Consider the following 22,675-nt stretch of genomic DNA (forward strand, 5'->3'; position numbering starts at 1 on the left):
AGCCGATCATGCCGCAGCCGCCGGGCGTCAAGATCAAGGTTTCTTTGCTTCAGCGCCCGCCCTGAAACACCATCGACCGGAGGCGAATGACGACCGCCGGGTTGCGCCAAACGCCCACTGAACTGCCGCCTTCCGGAGAGCCGATCGTCACGGCCGGAGGACCTGGTGCGTCCACGCGCCACATACCGCCAATCGCCGTTCTGGCCCGCTGAGGCTACTCTGATCGGACCGATATCTCATAGGACAGATCGAAATTTGGAGTTGTGATGCGGCCGCGTCATCAAGCCAAAAAGGAGCGTCTCAGGCCGGGGTACGAGTAAAAAAGCGACGCGAAACTGGGTGAAACAGTTTTGCAGTATTGCGCCCAACTTTTTTGATAGGACAAATGACCCATCTTTGTCCTAGTCCAAAATGTAAAGTTCTTGGTTTTTTGACGCTTTTTTGCCGACGGGGCGGGTGACTAACTGAGCAGCCTCCCGGCTGACAAACGATTAAAATGCGGGTTAGAGCACTCTGACGGTCACTCGCGCGGTCGGGGGCCTTTCAAGTAGCCACCAGTCATCAATGATGCAGCATTGCTAGCGGTGAGAAAAGCGCCGATCGCGTTGGCAGTGTAACTCCGGCACGTTCTCTGCCCTTATCCGTCGAGCGAACGGAAACGATAAGGGCTGAGTGACTTTGGCGCGGCGCCGCAAGCCGCCCTGCCGTCAATTATTCTTACATCAACATGGCGTAGCTGGCGACGCGCGACATGAGGTTGGAGGAGCTTCTGCCGCATTGAAATTGGGAACGCACTGGTAGGAAAAATAGCCAACCAGCGGCACCGACAAGCCTAGTCAGAGTCTGCGCTGGCTTTGCCCCTTGTGCCTGTCGATGAACTCGCCGGAACAGATGCATCCCGCGGTCGCGTCGACGCCTCGCCAAAGTAAAAGTGCCCATGTCGAGGCCCTGCGAGATCCGCCTCCATCACGCCGTCGCCAATGCCTGCGGCTCCAGCCGGTGGAGCCGGAACGCTCCATCGCCTAGCGCCGTGCGCGCCACGTCGATGAGGTGTGCGTGATGGGTGAAAAGCAGCACCTGGTTGCGGCGCGCGGCCACCGCCAGCACGCGCAGCATCGCCGCCGCCCGATCGTCGTCGGCGGTGATCAGCAGGTCGTCGCAGACGATCGGCAGCGCGCGCTGCCCGGTCTCGATCGCGCCCAGCCGTAGCGCCAGATACAATTGGTCGCGCGTGCCTTCGGACAGCGCCTCGACACCCACCGCCGCGCCCCCTGCCCTCACCGCGCGGATCGCCGGACGATCATTGTCGTCATAGTCGACGCTAAGCCCTTCGAAGGCCCCCGCCGTCACCGTGGCGAACAGCGCACCGGCGCGCTCGATCAGCGGCGCCTGGTTCACCTGGCGATGGCGATCGAGCACCCAGCGAAGCAGCGCAGCGGCAGCCACCGCCTCGACATGCGCCTCGGCTGCGGCGCCCATTGCGGCCGCGCTGTCGGCGACGATCTGCTGCGCGTCGGCGGCGCTGCTGTCCTCCGCCGCGCGCGCGAACGCCGCTTCCGCTTCGGCGAGCGCGCGGCCCACTTCCTCGCGCGCCGCGGCGACTTCGGCGCGCCGCTCGGTCACCGCGCGCTGCGCGATCGCCTCCTCTTCGGGCGAGAGCGCCGCCACCTCCTCCGCCAAGGCCGAGAGCCCACCGGCACCGGCCAGTTCGGCAAGCTCGGCCTCCGCATCCCGCAGCGTCACGAGCAACCGCGCGCGCTCGCCCGCCGCCGCCACCGCCGCATCCAGCGCCGCCTCGTCATCGGCACCGATCCGTTCGCGCAAGCTGGCGATGACGCGCTCCGCCGCCAGCCGCTGTGCCGCGGCTTTCTCCTTTTCCTGCGTCAGCCGCTCGCGCTCTGCTTCGAGGCCGGCGAGCCGCTCGCGCGCGCTTTCCGCCTCGCGCAACTCGCGCGCCAGTGCCGCCACGATGCGCGTCGCGGGCTCGTCGCTCGACCGGGCGAGCGCCGCCACAACCGCGGCGGTCTCCGCTGCGAACGCCTGCGCATCCTCCTCCATCGCCACGATCTGCCGGTCGACGTCGGCGCGGCTCGTCAGGTCCTCGGCAACCCCCTCGATCGCGGCCAGCGCATCGGCCAGGGCATCGGCGCCGGCGGTGTCGGGCAGGCCCGCGTCACGCAGCAGCTCGGCGAGCCGCACAGCCTCCGCTTGCTCATCGCGCTGGCCTGCCACGTCGTTACGATCAGCCACCGCCAGCTCCGCCGTCGCGCGCGCCAGCGCCTTCTCCAGGCCCGCGCGGGTAGAGGCGGTTTCGATCGCGCGGCGCACCTGCGATTGCGCGGTCGGGACGAGCATCGCGGCGTCGCTCGGCGCCTCCACCCCCAATGCGCGTAGCGCAGCGGCAACCGCGGCGCGCGCCTCTGCTGCCTGCGTCTCCAGCGCGGCCAGCGCGGCCGCGGCCTCGGCCGCTTCGCGCTGCGCCGACAGTGCCTGCCCACGACGCTCCACCCAGCTCGGCCAGTCGGCCGGCGGCACGGCTTCAGCGAAGCCCAGCGGTGTGAGCAGCGCGGCCCATTCGGCGTCCCGCGCAGCGCCGTCCTGCTCCGCGCGTGCGGCGCGCGCCAGTGCTGCGTCGCGCAGCGCTACCGCCAGATCGCACGCCGCCACCGCGGCGGCGTGATCGGCCATGCGCGCGGCCTGCGCATTGCGGCGATCGGCCAGCCCGTCGGCCCGCGCCACCGCCCCGCGCATCGCCCCAGCCGCGACGCTCCTGCCCGAGAGAAGATCGTCGACCAACGCATCGCGCGCATCACGCGCCGCCCTGATCGCTTCGCCGGTCGGCAGCTCCTCACCCGCTGCCAATGCCGCGATCCGGCTTTCGCCCCGGATGCGTTCCGAATCCTGCGCATCGGCCTCGCGCCGTGCCGCCAGCGCCGTATCGCGCGCTTCGGCAATGGCCCGCGCGATCGTCGCTGCGGTTGATGGGCTGGGCAGCACCATGGCTGCCAGCGCCGCCCCCTCCCCGCGCCACGGGGCGAGCAGCGCCACCTGCTCGGCCGCGCGCGCCACGCGCCTGGCATGATCGGCCGCGGCGCGCTTCTGCTCGCCCGCCGCATCGGCCGGCAGCGTCGCCAGCGCCGCCTCCAGCATCGCGGTATCCGCCGCTGCCGGCAGTGAAGCGATGTCGCGGGTCAACTCTTCGACCCGCTGGGTCAGGTCAGCGCGGCGCTTGGCCGCTTCGCTCGCTGCCGCTGCCGCCTCGCGCCGCCCCTGCAGCCACGCCGAGGCGCGTCGCCGCCACACTGCCCCGGGCAACGGTGCATCCGGGGCAAGCCCCGCCTCCGCCCGCGCCGCGGCGAGCCGCGCGTCGATCTCGTCACGCCGCGCGCGCCGGCGGCTGAGATCGCCCGCCGCTTTCTCGATCACCGGCCGACGTTCCTCCAGCGCGGCGATGCGCGTGTCGAGCGCGAGCACGTCCGCCGCCACGGCGATGCCGCCAATGGCGTGCGCCACCCGGTCCAGATCGCCCTGCAGCTGCGTCTCCAGCGCGCTCGCGGTGCGGCGGTCGGTGCGCGCATGGATCAGTTGCTCACCGGCATCCGTGGGAAGGTCAGCCGGCGCGCCGAGTGCCTCAAGCGACGCCTGTGCGCTTGCCCGCCGCGTCAGCGGTGCCCGCGCGCGGCGAATCCGGTCGAGCCGCGTCTCCTCGCGCGTCAGCGCGTCATTTTCGGCCAGCAGCGCGGCGCGGCGTTCCTCCGCCGCGGCGCGCCGCTGCTTCTCCTCGCCCCAGTCGCGCTCCCCGATGCTCGCCTCGCGCACGCGCTTCAGCGCGTCGGCGCGCTCGGCCATCAGCTTGTTGACCAGCGGCTTGGACGCACTCGGCTTGAACAGCTCGGCCGCCTCGCCGGTCAGCGTCTCCAGCGCCTTGCCGATCCCCGCGATCCCGGTGCCGGCCTCCAGCGTGATCTGCGCCGCATCGTCACGCCCGCGCAGGATCGCCTCGCCGCCGTCGCGCAGCCGCTGATGGTCCAGCCCGAACATCCGCTCGAACGCCGTCCGGTCGACTCCGGCAAGCAGTTGCGCCAGCACGTCACCCGTCATTGGCGCGCCGGTCGCCGGGTGGAGCAGCGTGTCCTTGTTGCCCTTGCGCCGCACCGCCTCGATGGTGCGTCCCTCGGCCTCGATCATCCCGCGGATGCGCAGGTCGCCATAGCCAAAGCGCCAGCCCTGCGTCGTCTGCCCGGCTATCCCGAACAGGAAGTCGCCGATCGCGTGCAGCGTGGTCGATTTGCCCGCCTCGTTCGGCCCGACGATGAGGTGCAGGTCGCCCTCCCCTGCCGCCTCGCCCGGCGCTTCCCCGAAATCGAGCAGACGGTCGGCAAAGCCGCCGTAGCGGATCAGTTCAAGCTGGCGGAACCGCATCAATCGTCTCCCTCGCCCAGCCGTGCCGCCACCGCGGCCCGCGCCGCGCCCAGCAGCGCCGCCGCATCGCCGGCCCGCGCGGCCGTCACCAGCGGCGCCACATCGGAATCGCCCACGTCGGCCGGCAGCTTCGCCACCAGCGGCGCGGTCGCCGCCGCCACGGCGCGCGCGCAGTCAGGATCGTTCAGCGCCTCGTCTAGCAACTGGACCAGCTCGGGTGGCAGGCCAATCGGCACCGAGTCATCGGTCGCCAGCCGCACCTTCTCGATCCACAATTCGCCGGAGACGCCCGCCGCCGTCGCGCGCACCTCCCCTTCCGCCCAGGCCGGGTCGGCCCGCATCCGCCGGCCGACCTCGCCGTCCGCGATCACTCTCACCCGCGCCGCCAGCGGGCGACCGTCCGCCTCCTGTACGCTGCCGGCCAGCAGCCGCCGGATCTCGCCCAGCGCCTCGGCATAATCGCTCGCGCCGCGCACATCGGCCGCCACCTGCGCCCAGCGCGCTTCGTCACACGCGCGATGCTCGACGGATCGTACCGCGCCATCCTCAACGCGCACCAGCATCGCGCCCTTCGCGCCCGTCTCGCGCACGTTTCGCCCCTGCGTATTGCCGGGGAAGACGATGTGCGGATGTTCGGAGCGGATCGCCGGCTCATGCACATGGCCCAGCGCCCAATAATCATGCCCCGCCGCCTGCAATTCGCCCAGCGAGCATGGCGCGTAATTGGCATGGCCAACATGCCCGTCGAGCGCGGTGTGCAGCGCGGCGATGTTGAACAGGCCGCGCTCCGGCGGGCAGTAGGTCGCGGCGATATTCTCCGTCGTCGCCGCCTCGCGGTAACTGCGCCCGTGGATCGCCACCCCCAGATCGTCGAAGCGCACCGTCTCGCACTGCCGGTTGCTCAGCAGGAACACGCCCTCGGGCGGGGTGAAATGGCGCGACACGCGGCTTTCCGCGTCGTGATTGCCGAACAGCACCACCGCAGGGATGCCGGCGCGTGTCAGCCGTGCGAGCTCGCGGATCGCGAATTGCCCGGTCGCCTGATCCTTCCACGTCCCGTCATACAGGTCGCCCGCAATCACCACGAAGCGCGCGCCTTCGGCAATGGCGAGATCGACGACGTTGGAGAACGCCCGCCGTGTCGCCCCGCGCACCAGCTCGGAAAACGCCTCGTCCTTGCGGCTCAGCCCCGCCAGCGGGCTGTCGAGGTGAATGTCGGCCGCGTGGATGAAGGTGAAATCGGTCATTCGGCAATTCCCATCAGCGCAGCAGCCGTTCTTCCAGCAGCTGCGTGAAATCGCGCCGGCCGTGCGCGATCAGCAGGATCACGACGCGCGTGTCCCAAAGGCGATAGACGATGCGATAAGGCGCGGCGATGATCTGGCGAAACTCGCTCATCCCCAGCGGCTCCAGCTCGGGCAGGATCGCGCCGCGCAACGGAAACGTCTCCAGCCGCTCGATCCGCTCGAGCAACTGATCGAGGAACCGGTCCGCCGCGTCATCGCCCCCCTGCCCCGCAATCCAGCCATGGATCGCGGCCAGATCGCCCTCGGCGCCCTCGGTCAGTTCGACATCGTAACGCGCCGTCACGCGGCGGGATCACGCCGCCGCAGTCGCTCGATCGCCGCACGGGCCGGCACGGTGCGCCCGGCCGCGACATCCTGCGTGCCCAGCGCCATCAGCTTCAGCAGCGCCATCGTCTGGCGCGTGCGCTCATAGGCGGCGACATCCTGCAGCACTGCCTTTGCCTCGCCATTCTGGGTAATGATCACCGGCTCCCCACCATCACCGATGGTGCGCAGCAGTTCGGCGGCATTGGCCTTGAGGTAGCTGACGGGGCGAATCTGGTCGGCAAGCGGCATGGTGGATGTCCTTATTCGGTCCGAATATGGTCCGCTGGTCAGCCAAGTGCAACCATCTTGGCACGTTCCTTCCTTATTCCTTGCGCATTTGAAGTACTTTATGGCAGACCCTTGCGGACAAGCTTCAATTGCGCGTCGGGGTGACTTCATGAATGCAATCACCAGCCAGATTGGTGATCTTGCCGACGCCGGCGAGCGGATGATCGAACGGCTGCGTCGCAAGGCGTTTTTGCCTGAAAGCCGCAAGGGTCTCAACGTCCGGTTCGGCATTGCGGAGGCTGCCGCGCTGCTCGGCTGCTCCACCAATCGCATCCGCATGGCGGAGGATGACGGCCGCCTTCCGCCGCCCCCGGCGAGCGAGAACGGCCGGCGTCTCGGCTATTCGGTCGAGGAGCTGCTGCACATGCGCCAGGTCCTCGGCGCCTCCCCTGCCCGCGCGCCGCTCGACGTGCCGGCCGTCATCGCGGTGCAGAACTTCAAGGGCGGCGTCGGCAAATCCACCGTCACCACCCACCTCGCGCATTATTTCGCAGTGCAGGGCTACCGCGTGCTGGTGGTCGATTGCGACAGCCAGGCGACCACGACCACGCTGTTCGGCTTCAACCCGCATTTCAACATCACGCGCGAAGAAACGCTCTACCCCTATCTCTCGATCGATCCGACGCAGGCGGACCTTGGCTATGCGGTGAAGCGCACGCCATGGCCCAACGTCGACCTGATCCCCTCGAACCTTGAGCTGTTCGACGTGGAATATGAGCTCGCGGCCGCGGGATCGGACGGACAATCGGTGCTGGCGGCGCGCTTTCGCAAGCTGAAGCAGGGGCTGATCGATCTTGCGGCGGATTATGACGTCGTCATCCTCGATCCGCCGCCCGCGCTCGGCACGATCAGCCTTGCGGTGATGCAGGCGGCCAATGCGCTGCTCGTGCCGCTGGCGGCGACCACGCCCGATTTCTGCTCCACCGTGCAGTTCCTCTCGATGATGGACCAGGTGCTTCGCCAGCTGGAAAGCGTTGGAATTGCTGTTGATTACAGCTTCGTGCGGCTGATCTGCTCGAAATTCGACGCCAATGATCCCAGCCATGCGATGGTCCGCGCGATCATGGAGCAGAGCTTCGGTTCGGCGCTTCTGCCAGTTCCGATCCTCGACAGCGCAGAGATCAGCCACGCCGCCATGCGGATGATGACCGTGTATGAGCTGGAGCGGCCGATCGGCACGCCCCGGACGCACAAACGGTCGCGTGCCAACCTCGATGAGGCGATGGGTCAGATCGAGCAGCTGGTGCGTCAGGGATGGGGCCGGGTGGCGCCTGCGCGCGAGGAGGATGTGATCCATGCCGCGGCATAGTGTCACCAGCCAGCCGCCTGCGCAGCGCGGATTACGCCCTGGGGCTTTCCTACGCGGCAATGTTCTTACTATGTTCCGTGCGATGGAGGGGCAGCATGGCGCGTAAGCAATCCGATTATCTCGCGGGCCTGTTGGCCGATGACGAGCCGCCCGCACCGGCGCCACAGGCGGCCGCGTCCTCGGAAGCGCCAGCTGTGCAGGATGGTATTGCGCCCTCCCCTCCCCCGCCCGCCATGCCACCGCGGGAGCGGCTTCGCGGCACTACGCTGCTCGGGCGGGAATCCGCGCTCGCCCGTGTCGCAAGCGGCGAAGTGCGGCAGGTCACGCAGCTGCTGCTTGATCCTGCCCGTGTGCGGATCTGGCCGGGCAACGCACGCTCTTATGGCCACCTGACCGAGGAGGGCTGCCGCGAGCTGATCGATTCGATCATCGCCGAGGGCGGACAGAAAGTCCCAGCGGTTGTCCGCCGGGTAGAGGGCGATCCGAAGTACGATTATGAAGTGATCGCCGGCACGCGACGACACTGGTCGATCTCGTGGCTGCGCGCCCACTCCTACCCTGACATGATGTTCGTCGCGCAGGTGGCGGTACTCGACGACGAGGCGGCGTTTCGCCTCGCCGATCTCGAGAACCGCGCGCGCAAGGACGTCTCGGACCTTGAACGCGCGCGCAACTATGCCGCCGCGCTCAAGAGCCACTATGACAATCACCTGACGCGAATGGCCGAACGGCTGAAGCTGTCAAAGGGCTGGCTGTCGAAGATGCTGAAGGTGGCCAGTCTGCCCGATGCCGTGATCGAGGCGTTCGCCTCGCCGGCGGACGTCCAGCTGAAGCCCGCCTATGCGCTTGCCCAGGCGCTTGATGATCGCACCTCCGCGCCCGCCATTCTTGCCAAGGCATGGGCGCTTGCGCGCGATCAGCAGACACGTCGCGCGCAGGGCCTAAGCCCCTGGAACGCGGCCGAGGTCGTGCGCCAGTTGCTCGAAGCTCCCAAGGCGGCAGGCTCTCAGGCGAGTGATCAGCCATGGGTGTGGACCACCGCGCATGGCCGCCCTGCCCTCACCGTCCAGTCGGCAAACCGGCAGGGCGTGACGATCCGTCTTCACGCCGGGTCGGGCGCGGACAACAATGAACTCGCCGACGCGCTGCGACATGCGCTCACTCATCTTGAATCTGAGGGCCGGGGGTTAAAGCGTTGAAGAGCGCTTTTATCCCCTCACACGCACCAACTTCGTCAACTTCCCGACGGGGGCAGCGTGTTTCCCCGGGGAAACCTGGCTCTTTGCCTGCTCCCCGCGTTCCGTACGATCGGGTGTTTCCCCGGGGAAACACCCAGTGACGCGTGCCAGCCGAGAGGCTGTCACCGACCAATTCGACATGTTCCTCCCCTATCTCGCCGATATGCCGATGCGCGATCAGCGGGAGATGATGGAGCGCCCGTTCTTCAGCCTGGCCAAGTCGAAACGGGTAAAACCGATCGACTATCAAAGCCCGGACGGCAAATTGTGGGTCCATGTCTCGGCCAATCCCGATTACGGCATGGCCACGATCTGGGATGCCGACATCCTGATCTACTGCGCCAGCGTCCTCGCCGACATGGCCCGCAGAGGCGTCAACGATGTGCCGCGAAAGCTGCACCTGATGCCCTATGATCTTCTTCGCGCCATCGGTCGTCCGACGACGGGCCGCGCGTATGAATTGCTCGGCCAGTCGCTCGATCGTCTCGTTGCAACCACCATTAAAACCAATATTCGCGCCGAAAACCGCCGCGAGGCGACGTTCAGCTGGCTCGACGGCTGGACCCAACTGGTCGACGAGAAGACCGAGCGCTCACGCGGGATGACGATCGAACTTTCCAACTGGTTTTGGGAAGGCGTGATGATGACCGGCGGCGTGCTCAGCATCGATCGCGCCTATTTCGATCTGACTGGCGGCCGGGAGCGCTGGCTCTACAAGGTCGCCCGCAAGCATGCCGGCGGCGCTGGCGAGACCGGCTTTGCGATTTCCATGCCCACGCTGTTCGAGAAATCGGGCGCCGAGGGTCAATATCGCCGCTTCAAGTTCGAAGTCGCCAAGATCGCCCAGAAAGACCCCCTCCCCGGCTACACGCTCGCGATCGAGCAGCCGGCTGGCAAGCGCGAGCCAAGCCTGCGCATGCGGCGTCGCTCGGGTCACGCCGTTGCGGTCACCGGAAGCCTCGCTACGCAGCCGTCCGTGGCCAAAGCTCCGCCAACGACCTTGGCGCCGGTGTCGGATGCCACACCCTGTTTCCCCGGGGAAACAAGCAATCTTCAACCTTCCATTCCGACAAGCGACCAGAGCGCCGCAGCTACCCCGTCGACGCCCCCGACCCCCGAGCGCATGGCGGAATTGTCCGACGCCGCGGCGCTGATCCGGCGCTCCGTCAAGGGTCTCGCAACCCGCGCTACCGCCGGCGATCTAACCGACGCGACGCTGGCCACGCTGCGGGCCGACTATCCCGGCTGGGACTATCAGACGCTCCACGCGGAATTCCGCCAGTGGATCGACGCCGATCCCGCACGCACGCCGGTCAATTACCAGAACGCCTTCATCGGCTTCGTCAAACGCTGGGATGCCAAGCACCGTCACGAACTCGGTCGCTAAAGGCAGGGCAGGGGGCTTCCGCCCGGTGCCCCGCCTCTGCTCCTTTCGCACCTGCACCGGCCTCTCGCAGATCTGCTCGCCGCAACGCCGGCCAATTGCACCGCCCGTTGCTTCTCCATTCGATCGCCGGCCCATTCGAACGAATGCACGTCCGGGCAGTCATTGCGTCACCCGACCGGCGAGTGGTGCAATCTTGCCAGTGCCGATCGCTGCCAACGTACTCAGCAAATCCGTTGAGCGTCACAGGAGAGCCAAAGGCGAAATCTCGCGCGCGCAGCTTCTTCTCCCCACCGCCGGTTCGGATACCAACAAGCCGGGCAGGGGACACGATCATGCCACGCCGTTCCCGAAGTGTCGGGTCGGCCGCCCGCCTCGCCAACGTCTGCAATGCCCGAGCGAAGATTTGAACCTCCTCGACGCCCGAGGAGAGTATATCGATTCAATTGCCGACCCATCTCACAGGCATAAGAGCCTGCACCGACACTCCAGGAACGGTTGTCGCACTTCCGGGAACCATGAGCCGACACTTCGGGAACGCCAGCCTCGCACCTTCAGGAACGAAGGCCCGACACTTCAGGAACACCGCCCACCGTTTTTCGTCGCGTTTTCCAGCGCTTAGCGGCCTGCCGCGCAAGGCTAACCTTCTAACATTCTAGATAAACCCTCTAACCAAGCGAGATGCCAATCCTGGAAGACAAAGAGGATTAAGGCCCAATTCCGGGGAGGCGTGGTCGAGAACCCCGACACGCTCTCCCGCTGCCGCCTCTTCGATCAAGGTTCGTACGTGACACTTTGCCAAAAAGGCCTCTGGCAGAGTGTCACCCACGACAAAGTCGCCCGTTCAGCGCAGAAGAGGGATTCACCTTGCGTTCTTGCTGTGCTTGACTCCCAGTCATGAGCAGCACCCTTGATCTCGGCTCCATCCTCGCCACGCTGACGAGCGCATCGCGCCGGCCCCGCTACGCCTTCCTGGTCCTCGGATTGATCGCGGAGGCCGCCCGTGCGGACGGCCGGGCAGGGCCCTGGATTCCCGCAAAGGGGGAGGGGGAGCGGATGGCGTTGCGAGACTGGCTGGCACGTCAGCTGGCGCCCCTGGCTGCCAACGACCGCCGCAGGGCTGCGCTACGAGCCAAGGTCGCTGCCCGTATCGCAACGCAGGACGCGGCCGTGATCGACGCCGCGCTGGCCGAAGAGACGCTGGCGATCGGCCGCGCCAACGTAAGCCGCGCGGTGTCCGATCTGGTCCGCGCGGGCCTCGTTCGCCGTCATTACGCGGGAAACATCACTGATCACGTCAACCGCGGCGGGCGCCGCATGGCGGTTTATGCCGTCGAACCGCCAGTGTTGAACGCTATTCGCTCCCGACCGACCCTCGTCTGACGGCAGGGGAGGGGGCACACAGCGCCGACGCGCCGAGACGTGGAGGTCCACCCCCGATACACCTCGATCGCAAGCCTACGCGCTCTGTGAGGCCTGTATGCGATCCCCAACGCCCCTCCGGCGCGGCGTTATCCCGCATCAGCCCGGATAATAACCTTCAGCGCGCCCGTCTGCGCGGCATTGCCAAAGGTGTCATACGCCTCGAGCATCTGATCGAAGGTGAAGCGGTGCGTGATCAGCAGCGCCGGATCGATCTTCTTCGATCCGACCACCTTCAGCAGCATCGGCGTGGTTGACGTGTCCACCAGCCGTGTGGTGATCGCGATATTGCGGTCCCACAGCGCCTCCATGTCCAGCGATACCGGCTTACCATGGACGCCGACGTTGGCGATCACGCCGCCCGGCGCGACCAGCCGCTCGCACAGCTCGAACGTCGCCGGCACACCGACCGCTTCGATCACGGTATCGACGCCGCGATCGCCGGTCAGCGCCATCACGCGGTCGACCGCCTTGCCATCGCTGCTGTTGACGGTTTGCGTCGCGCCGAAACGCTTGGCAATTTCCAGCCGATTATCGTCGAGATCGATCATGATGATCTCCGCCGGGGAGTAGAATTGCGCGGTCAGCAGCGCCGCGAGCCCGATCGGCCCTGAACCCACGATCGCAACGGTCGCGCCCGGCTCGACCTTGCCGTTCAGCACCCCGCATTCGAAGCCGGTCGGCAGAATGTCGCTGAGCATCACCAGCGCTTCCTCATCCGCCCCCTCGGAAATGGGATAAAGGCTGGTATCGGCATGGGGGGTGCGAACGAACTCGGCCTGGGTGCCGTCGATCGTGTTGCCCAGGATCCAGCCACCCGTCGTGCAATGCGAATACATGCCCTTGCGGCAATATTCGCATTTGGCGCACGCACTGACGCAGGAGATCAGCACCCGGTCGCCGGCTTTGAACGCCGTCACCGCCGGCCCGACGGCTTCGACCACGCCGACGCCCTCATGGCCCAGGATCCGGCCCGGCTCGCACGTGGCGACATCACCCTTCAGGATATGCAGGTCGGTGCCGCAGATCGTGGTGCGCGTGATCCGGACGATCGCGTCGCCCGGATCGCGGATGTCGGGCTTGGCGTGATCCTCAAAGGCCTTTTGGCCCGGTCCCTTGTAGACAAGCGCTTTCATCTACGGCCCTTTCTCATCGTGAGGGGCGGATTTTGACGCGGTAGCGACACCTTCCAGGAGATCACGACGTGCTCCTCACCGGATTCTGCAGCGCAAGCTGTACCTTAAGCGGTTTTGTGTCGGCAGACTCGGGAACTACGCAGCCGGTGTGGGCGAGAGGGGCAGGAATGATGAGCACGATCGTATCATCGGACGCATATTGAGGAGACAACCCTCGCACATGGATATCCGCCAACCGAAGAGAACATGTTGGCGAGACATCAATCCGTCAGCCAATCGGCGAAGGCGCTGCCTGGTGTCCGCAGCCGCTAAGTGATTCGTTTGCAAGGCATGAGCGAGTGGCATGGGGTGCTCGGCCCGCTCGACCGGCGTGTAGTATTAGTTTGCTGGAAACGGGCCGAGAGGATCCCGGCTCGAGTTATGTAACTTCCCACGCCAGCACGGCACCTCGATCCCGACGCAGGAAGACGATGGTCTAGCTAACCGGCAGGGACGGAGGCAGCGCCTCCGACCCTCGACGGACACCCCCAAGCGGCTAGCCTCGAAAGTTGCTATCGATCCGCCCCTACACGTTTGAAAGTACGGCTCCGTGCAAACGCAGCGCGCGTTAGCCCCTTATCCTGTGCGGAAGACAGCCTCGATGAATTCGGGGCAGGTATCGCGATACGCCTCGATCACCTTCAGCCACTCGTGATTAGACGCCAGCGTCCAGAAATCACCATACTCGAAATTTGAGCATACATCACTCTTCACAACGTCCGTGTAGCCACACGAGTTCATAACCCAGTCTATTGCAGACTTTTTCGATCCTGTAAGCACAGCAAGGCTGCTAAGCATTTCAGATAACATAATGCGTCCGTCAACGCCGCCAAAGCGCTGGTTCGTCTCCCATCTATTTACAATGATATCGGCAAAGTTCGAAAACCCATCGACCTCGTAGCAAAAGTCCAACAACAATTCTTCGTCCATGAAAGATGTCTCTGCAGGGTCCATGATAGCTCCAATGTTTGTACGCTCTATGCCGTATGCCGGCCCGACGAACGTTTTCATCATGGAAAACTACTAAGTAAAAGTACGTAGATTGGAGACTGGGCGCAGCTGCGGGACTGTCACCTGCTTGATGTTGGACGAGGAAAATACGCAACGAGAACGAAAAATTCGACTCTTGACGCTATCGGGGGACCTCCAGTCCAAGGTGATGCGCCAACGAGCAGATGACCGATAAAACACTATCCGGCCGGAGCAATCGAGAACGTCGGTTGAGTTCGCCTGAAGATGCTTAAGCAGTGCGCAATTGAAGCTCGATCAATCAGGCGAACGAGAGGGCACCACGCTGATGCTTAAGGAAAGGCGTCAAGCCTGAGCGACGCCAGGAGACCTCAAATCCGAAGCGGCCACCATATTTAGCATGAGCGAGACGCAATCCTGGTTGGCCGATATGTCATGATAAGTCACAAGTTTGTCCATTTGAATCAACATGCTTTCACATGGACACGCTTCGGGGCTCGCGAATAACGTCCTGGTTCGACGCGAGAACAAGCGTCACTCTCAGATGACATCTTAATGGCCGTTGCGTTTCGTCGTGCGTCTGCACGTGCGGGTCTGTCTGCCTTGGCCCTGCGCACCACCTTCCTGATAAGCATACCGGCTGCCGCACAAACTGCTGCCCCGCCGCCACCGCCGTCTAACCCGCCGCTCGCCGGGTTTCGGGTGTGCAATCTGACAGGCTGCCGCGGTACTTTCAGGAGCGAACAACGGCATCGCGACAATCCGTGCCCAAGCGAACCAGCCCGGCACTGGGGCGTTGGGGGGGTGACGCTAACGTCATGGCAGGAGAGCTCCGATGAATCCGCTGCGACCCCCGGGCAATGAGCCCGATCCCGGCGACATGTCCACCGAACCCGGCGCGCCCGCCCCCGTCGACACGCCTGGCGAGCTGATGGTGCCCGATGAGGAGGCCGAGCAGCTTGGCCCCTTGCCCTGACCATCGCGGTCTAGCGCCGATGAAGCCTGTCGCACGCGCCACGGCTGTCTGAATGGCAAAGAAGTGAACGGGCAGCGGGGAGTTGTCGTGCGCGCTGATGCGAACGGGCGAAAGTATCGAACGCTTCGTCTTGCACCGCCGCCAGATGTCGGCCGCACCGAATGTGTCAAATCCTTGCTTGACCACTTAGAAGTGTTTCGCGGCATGTTTCCATGCACAAGAACTATAGTGTAGTCGTCTTTGAAGCGATAGCGGGCCTTCCGCAGATGTGTGCGCATCTTGGGAAGGCGAGTATATGGCGCAGGAACGCCCGGGTATCCGGGCTTTCGCAGGTTGGATCAGACTGGTGCTTGGCCCCGATGCCGCGTTCGTGCGGCTGGCGGTGGTCTATGGCGTCGCTATATCCTTGCTGTCGCTGGCGACCCCCATCTCGGTCCAACTGCTGATCAACTCGGTTGCCAATACGGCGCTGCCGACGCCCTTGTTCTCGCTCGCGGCGCTGTTGTTCCTGCTCCTGCTCTTCGCCGGCGTGCTTTCGGCCTTTCGCGTCCACCTGCTCGCGCTGTTCGAGCGGCGGCTGTTCGCGCGCGTGGTGGCGGAGATCACGCTGCGCGCCGTCCACGCCCAGAACCCGTTCTTCGCCGATGCGCGCAGCGGTGACCTGTTCAACCGCTATTTCGATCTGATGACGGTGCAGAAGACGCTGCCCAGCCTGTTGATCGGTGGGTTCACCATCGTGCTGCAAGGCGCCGTAGGGCTGGTCGTCACCAGTTTCTACCACCCCTTCTTCCTCGCCTTCAACGTCGTGCTGGCGACGGTGCTGTTCCTCATCTGGCAGATCTGGGCCTCGGGCGCGATCCGCAGCGCGGTGGCTAAGAGCCATGCCAAACATGCCGCGGCACACTGGCTGGAAAGCGTCGGCGGATCGAACGGCTTCTACAAATCGAGCCGCCACGTCGATTTCGCGATGGACCGGTCGGAGGCGGTGACCGCCACCTATGTCGCCGCGCACCGGCGGCATTTCCGCTACACCTTTGCCCAGACGCTCGCGCTGCTGTTCGTCTATGCGCTGGCCAGTGCCGCGCTGCTGGCGCTGGGCGGCTGGCTCATCATCCAGGGGCAATTGTCGATCGGCCAGCTGGTCGCGGCGGAGCTGATCCTGTCGGGCGTGTTCTACGGCATCGCCCAGTTCGGCCCGTATCTCGAAACGCTGTACGATCTTGCCGCGGGACTGGAGGAGCTGTCGCTGTTCTGGGCGGTGCCGCAGGAGGAGGGCAGGGGCGATGGCGAGGGCCCGGCCAGCGGCGCGATCCGCTTTGCTCATGTCGAGCATGACGGCCAACGCTTCGATTTTGAAATCGCCGCCGGCGAACAGCTGGCGGTGGTCGCCGCGCCCGGCGTGGAGCGCACGCTGGCGATGCTGCTCAAGCGCCACCAGGCGGCGGAGCGCGGTCTGGTCGTCGTCGGCGGGCGCGAGATCAGCGGGTTCGACACCTACCGCTTGCGCGCCGAGGTGATGGTGCTCGACCGCCCCAGCTTCGTTGAAATGCCGATCCGCGACTATCTGACGCTCGCCGCGTCCGGCGACACGTCGCGGATGGTCGAGGTGCTGGACATGGTTGGGCTTAGCGAGCGGCTGAGCGTCCTTCGCGACGGGCTCGACACGGTGGTCTCCACCTCCGGCTGGCCGCTTGCCGTGGGGGAGCTGATGGCGCTGAAGCTGGCGGCCGCGCTGCTGGCGCGGCCCAAGCTGCTCGTGCTCTCGCCGCTCTACGATCTGTTGCCGCCAGAGCGCGTCGACGCGGCGCTCGCCCGGCTGCGCGGGGATACCACCGTGCTGCAATTCACCCGCCGGCCGCAGGGGCTGGAGCGGGACGGCGCGCTGTGGATGGGCGCGACCGAGCAGCGCCGCTGCGCCGACGTCGATGCGCTGATCGCCATCGCGAGCGAGGGAGGCAGCCTTGCCCTTTCGGTCTGACCATATCGTTCATTTCCCGACGCTGGCGAGCATCCGCCCGCCGCGTGCCACCCGCGTTTTCGCCTGGCTGATCGCGGTGACGCTGTCGGTCGTGGCGGCGATCCTGTTCCTCGTTCCCTGGGTGCAGACCTCTCCCGGCACGGGGCAGGTGGCCGCGCTCGATCCCGAGGATCGCGTGCAGGATGTCACCGCGCTCGTTCCCGGCCGGGTGGAGCGCTGGTTCGTCCGCGACGGCGATCGCGTGCGTCGCGGCGATCCGATCGCCCGGATCGTCGACAACGATCCCAATCTGCTCGCCCGCCTCGCGGCCGAGCGCGCGCAGGTGCTGGCCGAAATTGCTGCCGCAGAACAGGCAATGGCCGTGGCGCAGATCGACGTCGGCCGTTCCGGCCAGCTGCTTGCCGAGGGGCTGGCGGCGCGGCGCGATTACGAGGCGTCGCAGATCAAGGTCGCCGATCACCGCGCCAAGCTGGCCGAGGCGCGCGCAAAGCTCAGCCGCGTCGACGTGATGCTCAACCGCCAGTCGGCGCAGACCGTGCGCGCGCCACGCGACGGGCGCATCCAGTCCATCAATGCCGGCGCCGGCGCGACCCTGGTGGCGGCGGGCGAGCGGCTTGCCACGCTCGCCCCGGAGGCACCGGTCCGTGTCGTCGAGCTGATGGTCGACGGCCGCGACATCGCCGTCATCCGCCCCGGCCGGCCTGTCCGCCTCGCCTTTGAAGGCTGGCCGGCGATCCAGTTCAGCGGCTGGCCCTCGGTGGCGCACGGCATGTTCGACGGGCGCGTGCGCTCGATCGACCCGTCGGCTCAGGCGACCGGGCTGTTCCGCGTGCTGGTGGAACCGATGCCGGGCAAGCTGCCCTGGCCCGATACCGATTACGTCCGGCTGGGCGCCAAGGTGCGCGGCTGGATCCAGATGGAAACGGTAAGCATCGGCTATGAGCTCTGGCGCCAGCTCAACGATTTCCCGCTCGAATTCCGGCCGCCCGGCGATGAGACAAAGGGGGTGGCGCCGGACCCGGTGGTCAAGGTGAAGAAATGATCCGCCTGCTCTGGGTCCCCATGTTCTGGATCCTCGCGGCGCTGCTGGGCGCGCTGCCCGCCGCCGCGCGGCCGCTGACCCTCGACGAGGTGCTTCGCTCGTCGGCGACCCATGCGCCTGCCATCCTCGAGGCAATCACGCGCGAGCGGCAGGCCGACGGTCGCCGGCTGTCGGCCGAGGGCGCCTTCGACCTCTTGTTCGAAGGCGAGGCGCAGTCGCGCGCGCTCGGCTATTACGACGGCACCGTCATCGAGGGGCGGGCGACGCGTCCGCTCACCACCAATGGCGGCGCGCTGTACGGCGGCCACCGCGCCTCGCGTGGCGACTTCCCCGTCTATGAGGACAAGTCGTTCACCAACCGGCTGGGCGAGGTGAAGGTCGGCGCGGTCTTCTCGCTGATGCGCGACCGGCTGATCGACGAGCGCCGCGGCCGGCTGGGGCTGGCCGACGGGGAGATCGCGCTGGCGCGGCTCGATCGCGAGATGGTGGCGATCGGGGTGCAGCGGCGCGCGATCGACGCCTATCAGACCTGGGTCGTCGCTGGCCGGCGCGTCGCGGTTTATCGCGATCTCCTCGAGCTGGCGACCAAGCGCCAGGCCTCGATCGAGCGGCAAATCGCGCTCGGTGCCCGGCCCGAGATCCTTGGCACCGAAAACCGCCAGAATATCGTCCGTCGCCAGACCCTGCTGGTGCGCGCCGAGCAGGATCTCGACGCCGCTGCCAACGCGCTGTCCTTCTACCTGCGCGATGACCTTGGGGAGCGGATCGTTCCCGCCGCCGATCGCTTGCCGACGAGCTTCCCGGACCTGCGCCTGCCGCCGCTCGGCCCCAGCCTCGCGGGCCGCATCGAGCGGCCTGATTTGCAGACGATCCTGGTGCGGCTCGACCAGGTCGAGACGAAGCGGCTGCTGGCGGAAAACGAGCTGCGCCCGCGCCTCGACGTGCGCGCGGAGGCGGCGAAGGGTGTCGGTCCGGTCGGCCTTGGCGGCGCGTCCCGGACGCCGCTGGAGGGGATCGTCGGCCTGCGCTTCTCAATGCCGCTTGAGCGGCGCACGGCGCGCGGCAAGATCGCCGAGGCCGCGGCCGAGGCCGACGGGCTGCAATTTCGCCGCAAGATGATCGAGGATCAGATTCTGGTCGAGGTGAACGGCCTCGCCATCCAGGCCACCGCCGCCGATCGCCTCGTCGCGCTCGCCGCCGACGAAACCGCGCTGGCAGACCGCATGGCAGAGGCGGAGCGACGGCGCTTCCAGCTCGGCGCAAGCGACTTCCTGGTGGTCAACCTGCGTGAGGAGAGCGCGGCCGACGCCCGCCTGCGCCAGCTCGACGCCGAATACCGCCGCTCCGCCGCCCGCGCCGAACTGATCGCCGCAACGGTTGATCGGTCGCAGCTGGGGCTCTGAGCCGCTCGCCGCCGTCTTGGCCGGCCGGCTGCTTACCCCGGCCAAACTGCTCCGGTGGCAGGCCGAAAACCTCCGCCCCACTGCCGGGGGAGGCCGCTCCAATGCCCCCGGATCGAGGATTGCAGGAGCGTACGCGGCTCGTGGCTCCATGCGCTCGCCGCATCGGCACGCTCCTGCGCAGCCCGCTCGGCACGGGATCGCCGCCCGCCCATCAGCCCTTGCCCGAGGTGCCAGCCTCAAGGATCGAGACGATCGAAAACAGCGTGAAGCAGACCGCGCCCAACCCCGCGAGCACCCGCGCCGGCACGAAGAAGCTGGGGTCAACCATCGCGGCTTCCGCAAGGAAGGTGGAGAAGAACAGGCAGGCGAGGCAGGTCAGGACCGGGATCAGCGGGATCCGGTTGGCCAGCGCGCATTCGCGCCGCCACGTCAGCGCCAGCAGCCACACCTTCGAAACGATGCTGTAGCACACCATGCCAAGACCCAGCAGGATACAGCCGGGCGCGATCCGTTCCGGGCGATCCGACCCGAACAGGACGAACAGGCCCCAGCCGAAGGCGGCGGTTCCCATCACAAGCACCCACAGCGTCCACATCCACCGCTCGCTTTCGCCGAACTGATTGCGGACCTGCCGCACCACCGTGGACACCAGCGAGATGAGACTGGCGCAGATCGCCGAAATTCCCATCAGGACATGCCCGGCGACGAAATCGGGCGCGTCCGCCTCCCGTCGCAACAGCATCGCCGCCCAGATGACGCCGATCGCCGTCGCCGCCAGCGGGATGGAGATCAGTCCAGCGCCGACGCCGCCGCTATAGGCACTGGCGGGCGGCCCATCCTCGGCGCGGCCATGCGCATTCTTCGGGATCAGCGTGAAGGCGCTGGAGGCGGTCGCGACCGTGCTGACACAGGCGGCGATCAGGCCCACACCGAACACGACATGGCCGGCAACGAAGCTGGGGACGCTCCCTAGTTGCAGGATCGCCAAGCCCCAGATCATGGTCGCCAGAGCGACTGAATATCCGATCACCGGCAGGACGATCATCCACGTCCGGCTGAATGTATTGGTGAGCTGCCGGATGATCATGGCAGCGGTGGTGAAGAGGGCGATGCAGATGGCGGTGAGCGAGATCAGCACGTGGCCAGCGACGAAGTGGTTGGCGTCGGCGCCACCCGCTCGAACGTAGAGGCCTAGGCTCAGGCACACCGCGCCCATCGCTAGCGGGATGATCCGGAAGAGGACGCTGATCCAGTAATTCAGGGGCGTCTCCCGGCTACGTGGATATAGGCGCAGGACGCCTGGGGACTGCCATCAAGCCGCTGCGTCAGATGGCACCTCGTCGATGGCGCATCCAATAGGCAAAGTTACGGTGGGAAGCAGTGGCGGCTCTTCGGGATGACGAGCGGGCATCATGTCGTCCGACCACGGGAGAGCTGATAACTCTAGCTAGCCGGAGGAGGGGCGGACGAGCGGCAGCAGCGCCGCTGCGCCAGCCCCAGGGCATGCACCAGCCAATGCTGCCGACCTCCCGCCAGATTACCCGATCCTTTCGACCGCCAGTTCGCAACCGCGCAATTCGTAGCCGGTGACGAGCGGGTTCCAGTTGATCTCCGGCGCCCGGACGAGCTTCAATCCCGGCACGCGAAGCAATCGGTCAAGGAAGATCTCGGCTTCGGCCAAGGCGACGCCGGCGCCGGGGCAGCGATGCTCGCCGTCCCCGAATGCGAGACCCGCCCCGCCCACACGCTCGGCTCGTTGACGCTCTGGCCTCAGTTCCATCGGGCAGGGGCCAACGGCTCGCGGGTCGTTGTTCGCGGACCGGATGTCGAGCGACAGCGTCGCCTCTTCGCCCTCCATCTTGCGGTAGAGAAAGCCTACCACGGGTTCCAGCCGAAGGATTTCCTCCAGGAACGCGATCCGTGCGTTGCGGTCACTGCTCAAGAAGGCGCCGCGCAGGGTGTCGTTCTCCAGCAGGTGCCAGCCTGCCATGGTGATGAACTCGCGCGTGGTCACCATTCCGGCGGCGCCGTAGGTGACGCATTCGACCAATATATCGCGATCGCGATAGCCGTCGGCGATCAGGTGCGAGATCACATCCTCTCCCGGGACGGCCCGTCGCGCCCGGATCGCCGGGCGCACGTCGCTCCAATGGAATTGAAGCATTCGCCATTGCGCGAGCAACATGGTGCCGACGCGCGATAGCCGGTCCGTCCGCGTCGACGCTCCGGCGGAAAAGAAGGCGTCGAGACGGCGTACCATCCCGCTCTTCTCGCTGTTGGTCAGGCCGACAATCTGCGCGGCGACCGTCACTGCCATATCGAGTGCCATTGCATCGAGGCACGCGGCGCCAGTGCGTTGGAACACGTCGATCAGCCGGTCCGCAGCGGCCTCCATGATCGGGCGATGCTTCTCGTCGACGACCTTGGGCGCGAAGAAGCGCGCCGTGGCAGCGCGCTGGCGGCGGTGCGCATCGCCGGTGAGGAACAGGATCGGGGGACGCGTAGGGCTGGTGGCGCGATCGACCAGCTCGGCCTTGAACCCTGCCTGGCGCGCGCCTTTGGTGCGCAGCACGTCCCGCACGGCAGAATAGCCGGTGACCGGCACCGCAGCCTTGACCACGCCAGGCTGGACAGCCGCACCGGATTTGCTCGCGCTACTCCCCGTAAACGGACAGGAGTCGACTTGGGACAGGGTCGCTGACATAATACGCCTAATTTATGACTAGATACTACTCATAAGTCGAGAAGCCGAGTGCCGGAATCAAGGGGCGGGCGATTGGATGCCCGAATTGCGCGATCACGTGAGGCGATGCACCGCGCTTTGCTCGAGCTGCTTGCGCAAAAGCCGTTCGACACGATCACTGGTGCGCAGATCGCGGAGCAGGCGGGGATCGGCTACGCGACCTTCTTTCGCCATTATGCCGACGTCCGCGCGCTCTTGGCCGATACGGTGGCTGCGCTGACAGACGATCTGGCGCGAACCATGATGCCGGCGCTGCTGTCGTCGGACAGCAAGGGGGCGGCGACGGCGTTGGTTGAGGCGGTGGCGGCTCGTCGCCCCGTCTTCCACTCCTTGCTGGCCGGCGGGGGAGGCGCCCTGCGCGCCGAACTTGCGCGTCAGGTGATCGAGCGCGTCGCGATATTGCCGGACCTGTCACCTTCGTGGCTGCCCCGCCGCCTCGCTATGCGGGTGGGGGTGACGAGCACGATCGAGGTGCTCGACTGGTGGCTTCGCGAAGAACCCGAGCGCGATCCGGCGGAGGTTGCAGCCTTGCTCGATCGTCTGGTCATTGGCCGGTTGGCAGAAGCCGCGGCCGAGTAGAGACCTGTCGCGTTCCCGGCGGGCGGGCATCGGAGGTAGCAACCTCCTGAAAAGCTCGACGCTGTTCGCTAGTCGAAAGGCGCCTTCGGTCGCGTCGGCGGACGAGAGCGTGTAATCTGCTCGAGGAGGGCGAG

Annotated in this window: 17 protein-coding genes; 9 read left to right on the forward strand and 8 right to left on the reverse strand. The window is 66.4% G+C overall.

What is annotated here, in order from left to right:
* Positions 1-966: 966 nt before the first annotated feature.
* The 4 genes from K0S66_RS14720 to K0S66_RS14735 are packed head-to-tail and all read right to left on the reverse strand — an operon-like array spanning position 967 to position 6,284.
* A complete protein-coding gene (locus K0S66_RS14720; protein WP_301076220.1) occupies positions 967-4,422 on the reverse strand; it encodes a YhaN family protein in 3,456 nt (1,151 codons plus the stop codon).
* Positions 4,422-5,669, reverse strand: a complete 1,248-nt coding sequence (locus tag K0S66_RS14725; protein ID WP_301076221.1) for a DNA repair exonuclease — start codon at positions 5,667-5,669, stop codon at positions 4,422-4,424. The genes K0S66_RS14720 and K0S66_RS14725 overlap by 1 nt, the downstream gene beginning before the upstream one ends.
* Before the next feature lie 13 nt (positions 5,670-5,682).
* Positions 5,683-6,012 (reverse strand): type II toxin-antitoxin system RelE/ParE family toxin, encoded by a 330-nt coding sequence (locus tag K0S66_RS14730; protein ID WP_301076222.1) that lies wholly within the window; start codon positions 6,010-6,012, stop codon positions 5,683-5,685.
* A complete protein-coding gene (locus K0S66_RS14735; RefSeq protein ID WP_301076223.1) occupies positions 6,009-6,284 on the reverse strand; it encodes a type II toxin-antitoxin system Phd/YefM family antitoxin in 276 nt (91 codons plus the stop codon). The genes K0S66_RS14730 and K0S66_RS14735 overlap by 4 nt, the downstream gene beginning before the upstream one ends.
* Positions 6,285-6,432: 148 nt before the next feature.
* Here K0S66_RS14735 and K0S66_RS14740 point away from each other — a divergent pair, with 148 nt between their 5' ends.
* From K0S66_RS14740 to K0S66_RS14755, 4 genes are all read left to right on the forward strand, one after another.
* Positions 6,433-7,632 (forward strand): AAA family ATPase, encoded by a 1,200-nt coding sequence (locus tag K0S66_RS14740; protein ID WP_301076224.1) that lies wholly within the window; start codon positions 6,433-6,435, stop codon positions 7,630-7,632.
* Between the two features lie 95 nt (positions 7,633-7,727).
* A complete protein-coding gene (locus K0S66_RS14745) occupies positions 7,728-8,831 on the forward strand; it encodes a ParB/RepB/Spo0J family partition protein (RefSeq protein WP_301076225.1) in 1,104 nt (367 codons plus the stop codon).
* Between the two features lie 136 nt (positions 8,832-8,967).
* Positions 8,968-10,257, forward strand: coding sequence for a replication initiator protein A (locus K0S66_RS14750; RefSeq protein ID WP_301076226.1), 1,290 nt, complete (start codon positions 8,968-8,970; stop codon positions 10,255-10,257).
* An 894-nt stretch (positions 10,258-11,151) separates the two neighbouring features.
* On the forward strand, positions 11,152-11,637 hold the full coding sequence (locus K0S66_RS14755; RefSeq protein WP_301076227.1) for a hypothetical protein: 486 nt from the start codon (positions 11,152-11,154) through the stop codon (positions 11,635-11,637).
* Between the two features lie 128 nt (positions 11,638-11,765).
* Here the strand turns inward: K0S66_RS14755 and K0S66_RS14760 are convergent, their stop codons facing one another.
* Together K0S66_RS14760 and K0S66_RS14765 are read right to left on the reverse strand one after the other, a co-directional pair.
* Positions 11,766-12,812 (reverse strand): zinc-dependent alcohol dehydrogenase family protein, encoded by a 1,047-nt coding sequence (locus K0S66_RS14760; RefSeq protein ID WP_301076228.1) that lies wholly within the window; start codon positions 12,810-12,812, stop codon positions 11,766-11,768.
* A 615-nt stretch (positions 12,813-13,427) separates the two neighbouring features.
* Positions 13,428-13,865 carry a hypothetical protein gene (locus K0S66_RS14765; RefSeq protein WP_301076229.1) on the reverse strand — a complete coding sequence of 146 codons (438 nt, stop codon included), beginning with the start codon at positions 13,863-13,865 and terminating at the stop codon, positions 13,428-13,430.
* Positions 13,866-14,655: 790 nt separating this feature from the next.
* On the opposite strand from K0S66_RS14765, the gene K0S66_RS14770 reads away from it, so the two are divergent.
* The 4 genes from K0S66_RS14770 (at position 14,656) to K0S66_RS14785 (ending at position 19,219) form a co-directional block, all read left to right on the forward strand.
* The gene (locus K0S66_RS14770) at positions 14,656-14,796 is read left to right on the forward strand and encodes a hypothetical protein (protein WP_301076230.1); all 141 of its coding nucleotides are present in this window, start codon (positions 14,656-14,658) and stop codon (positions 14,794-14,796) included.
* Positions 14,797-15,091: 295 nt separating this feature from the next.
* Positions 15,092-16,774: an ABC transporter transmembrane domain-containing protein gene (locus K0S66_RS14775; protein WP_301076231.1), complete on the forward strand. Its 1,683-nt coding sequence runs from the start codon at positions 15,092-15,094 to the stop codon at positions 16,772-16,774.
* Positions 16,758-17,816 carry an HlyD family efflux transporter periplasmic adaptor subunit gene (locus tag K0S66_RS14780; protein ID WP_301076232.1) on the forward strand — a complete coding sequence of 353 codons (1,059 nt, stop codon included), beginning with the start codon at positions 16,758-16,760 and terminating at the stop codon, positions 17,814-17,816. The genes K0S66_RS14775 and K0S66_RS14780 overlap by 17 nt, the downstream gene beginning before the upstream one ends.
* Entirely contained in the window at positions 17,813-19,219 is a 1,407-nt protein-coding gene (locus K0S66_RS14785) for a TolC family protein (protein WP_301076233.1), read from the forward strand. Before K0S66_RS14780 ends, K0S66_RS14785 begins: the two co-directional genes overlap by 4 nt.
* A gap of 211 nt (positions 19,220-19,430) precedes the next feature.
* Here K0S66_RS14785 and K0S66_RS14790 read toward each other — a convergent pair whose 3' ends face one another.
* Positions 19,431-20,513, reverse strand: a complete 1,083-nt coding sequence (locus tag K0S66_RS14790) for a DUF2776 family protein (RefSeq protein ID WP_366520837.1) — start codon at positions 20,511-20,513, stop codon at positions 19,431-19,433.
* A 243-nt stretch (positions 20,514-20,756) separates the two neighbouring features.
* Positions 20,757-21,839 carry a cytochrome P450 gene (locus tag K0S66_RS14795; protein ID WP_301076234.1) on the reverse strand — a complete coding sequence of 361 codons (1,083 nt, stop codon included), beginning with the start codon at positions 21,837-21,839 and terminating at the stop codon, positions 20,757-20,759.
* A gap of 189 nt (positions 21,840-22,028) precedes the next feature.
* On the opposite strand from K0S66_RS14795, the gene K0S66_RS14800 reads away from it, so the two are divergent.
* The gene (locus K0S66_RS14800) at positions 22,029-22,541 is read left to right on the forward strand and encodes a TetR family transcriptional regulator (protein WP_301076235.1); all 513 of its coding nucleotides are present in this window, start codon (positions 22,029-22,031) and stop codon (positions 22,539-22,541) included.
* Positions 22,542-22,675 lie beyond the last annotated feature (134 nt).

The sequence above is a fragment of the Sphingomonas sp. genome (genome assembly GCF_029239295.1).
In the GTDB taxonomy this organism is placed as follows: Bacteria; Pseudomonadota; Alphaproteobacteria; order Sphingomonadales; family Sphingomonadaceae; genus Sphingomonas.

Excerpts from the sequence above, each read along its gene's own strand:
- K0S66_RS14770 (WP_301076230.1), top strand. The coding sequence starts at position 14,656 with ATGAATCCGCTGCGACCCCCGGGCAATGAGCCCGATCCCGGCGACATG.
- K0S66_RS14800 (WP_301076235.1), top strand. The coding sequence starts at position 22,029 with ATGCACCGCGCTTTGCTCGAGCTGCTTGCGCAAAAGCCGTTCGACACG.
- K0S66_RS14735 (WP_301076223.1), bottom strand. The coding sequence starts at position 6,284 with ATGCCGCTTGCCGACCAGATTCGCCCCGTCAGCTACCTCAAGGCCAAT.
- K0S66_RS14745 (WP_301076225.1), top strand. The coding sequence starts at position 7,728 with ATGGCGCGTAAGCAATCCGATTATCTCGCGGGCCTGTTGGCCGATGAC.
- K0S66_RS14725 (WP_301076221.1), bottom strand. The coding sequence starts at position 5,669 with ATGACCGATTTCACCTTCATCCACGCGGCCGACATTCACCTCGACAGC.
- K0S66_RS14755 (WP_301076227.1), top strand. The coding sequence starts at position 11,152 with ATGAGCAGCACCCTTGATCTCGGCTCCATCCTCGCCACGCTGACGAGC.
- K0S66_RS14765 (WP_301076229.1), bottom strand. The coding sequence starts at position 13,865 with ATGATGAAAACGTTCGTCGGGCCGGCATACGGCATAGAGCGTACAAAC.
- K0S66_RS14720 (WP_301076220.1), bottom strand. The coding sequence starts at position 4,422 with ATGCGGTTCCGCCAGCTTGAACTGATCCGCTACGGCGGCTTTGCCGAC.
- K0S66_RS14740 (WP_301076224.1), top strand. The coding sequence starts at position 6,433 with ATGAATGCAATCACCAGCCAGATTGGTGATCTTGCCGACGCCGGCGAG.
- K0S66_RS14775 (WP_301076231.1), top strand. The coding sequence starts at position 15,092 with ATGGCGCAGGAACGCCCGGGTATCCGGGCTTTCGCAGGTTGGATCAGA.
- K0S66_RS14785 (WP_301076233.1), top strand. The coding sequence starts at position 17,813 with ATGATCCGCCTGCTCTGGGTCCCCATGTTCTGGATCCTCGCGGCGCTG.
- K0S66_RS14760 (WP_301076228.1), bottom strand. The coding sequence starts at position 12,812 with ATGAAAGCGCTTGTCTACAAGGGACCGGGCCAAAAGGCCTTTGAGGAT.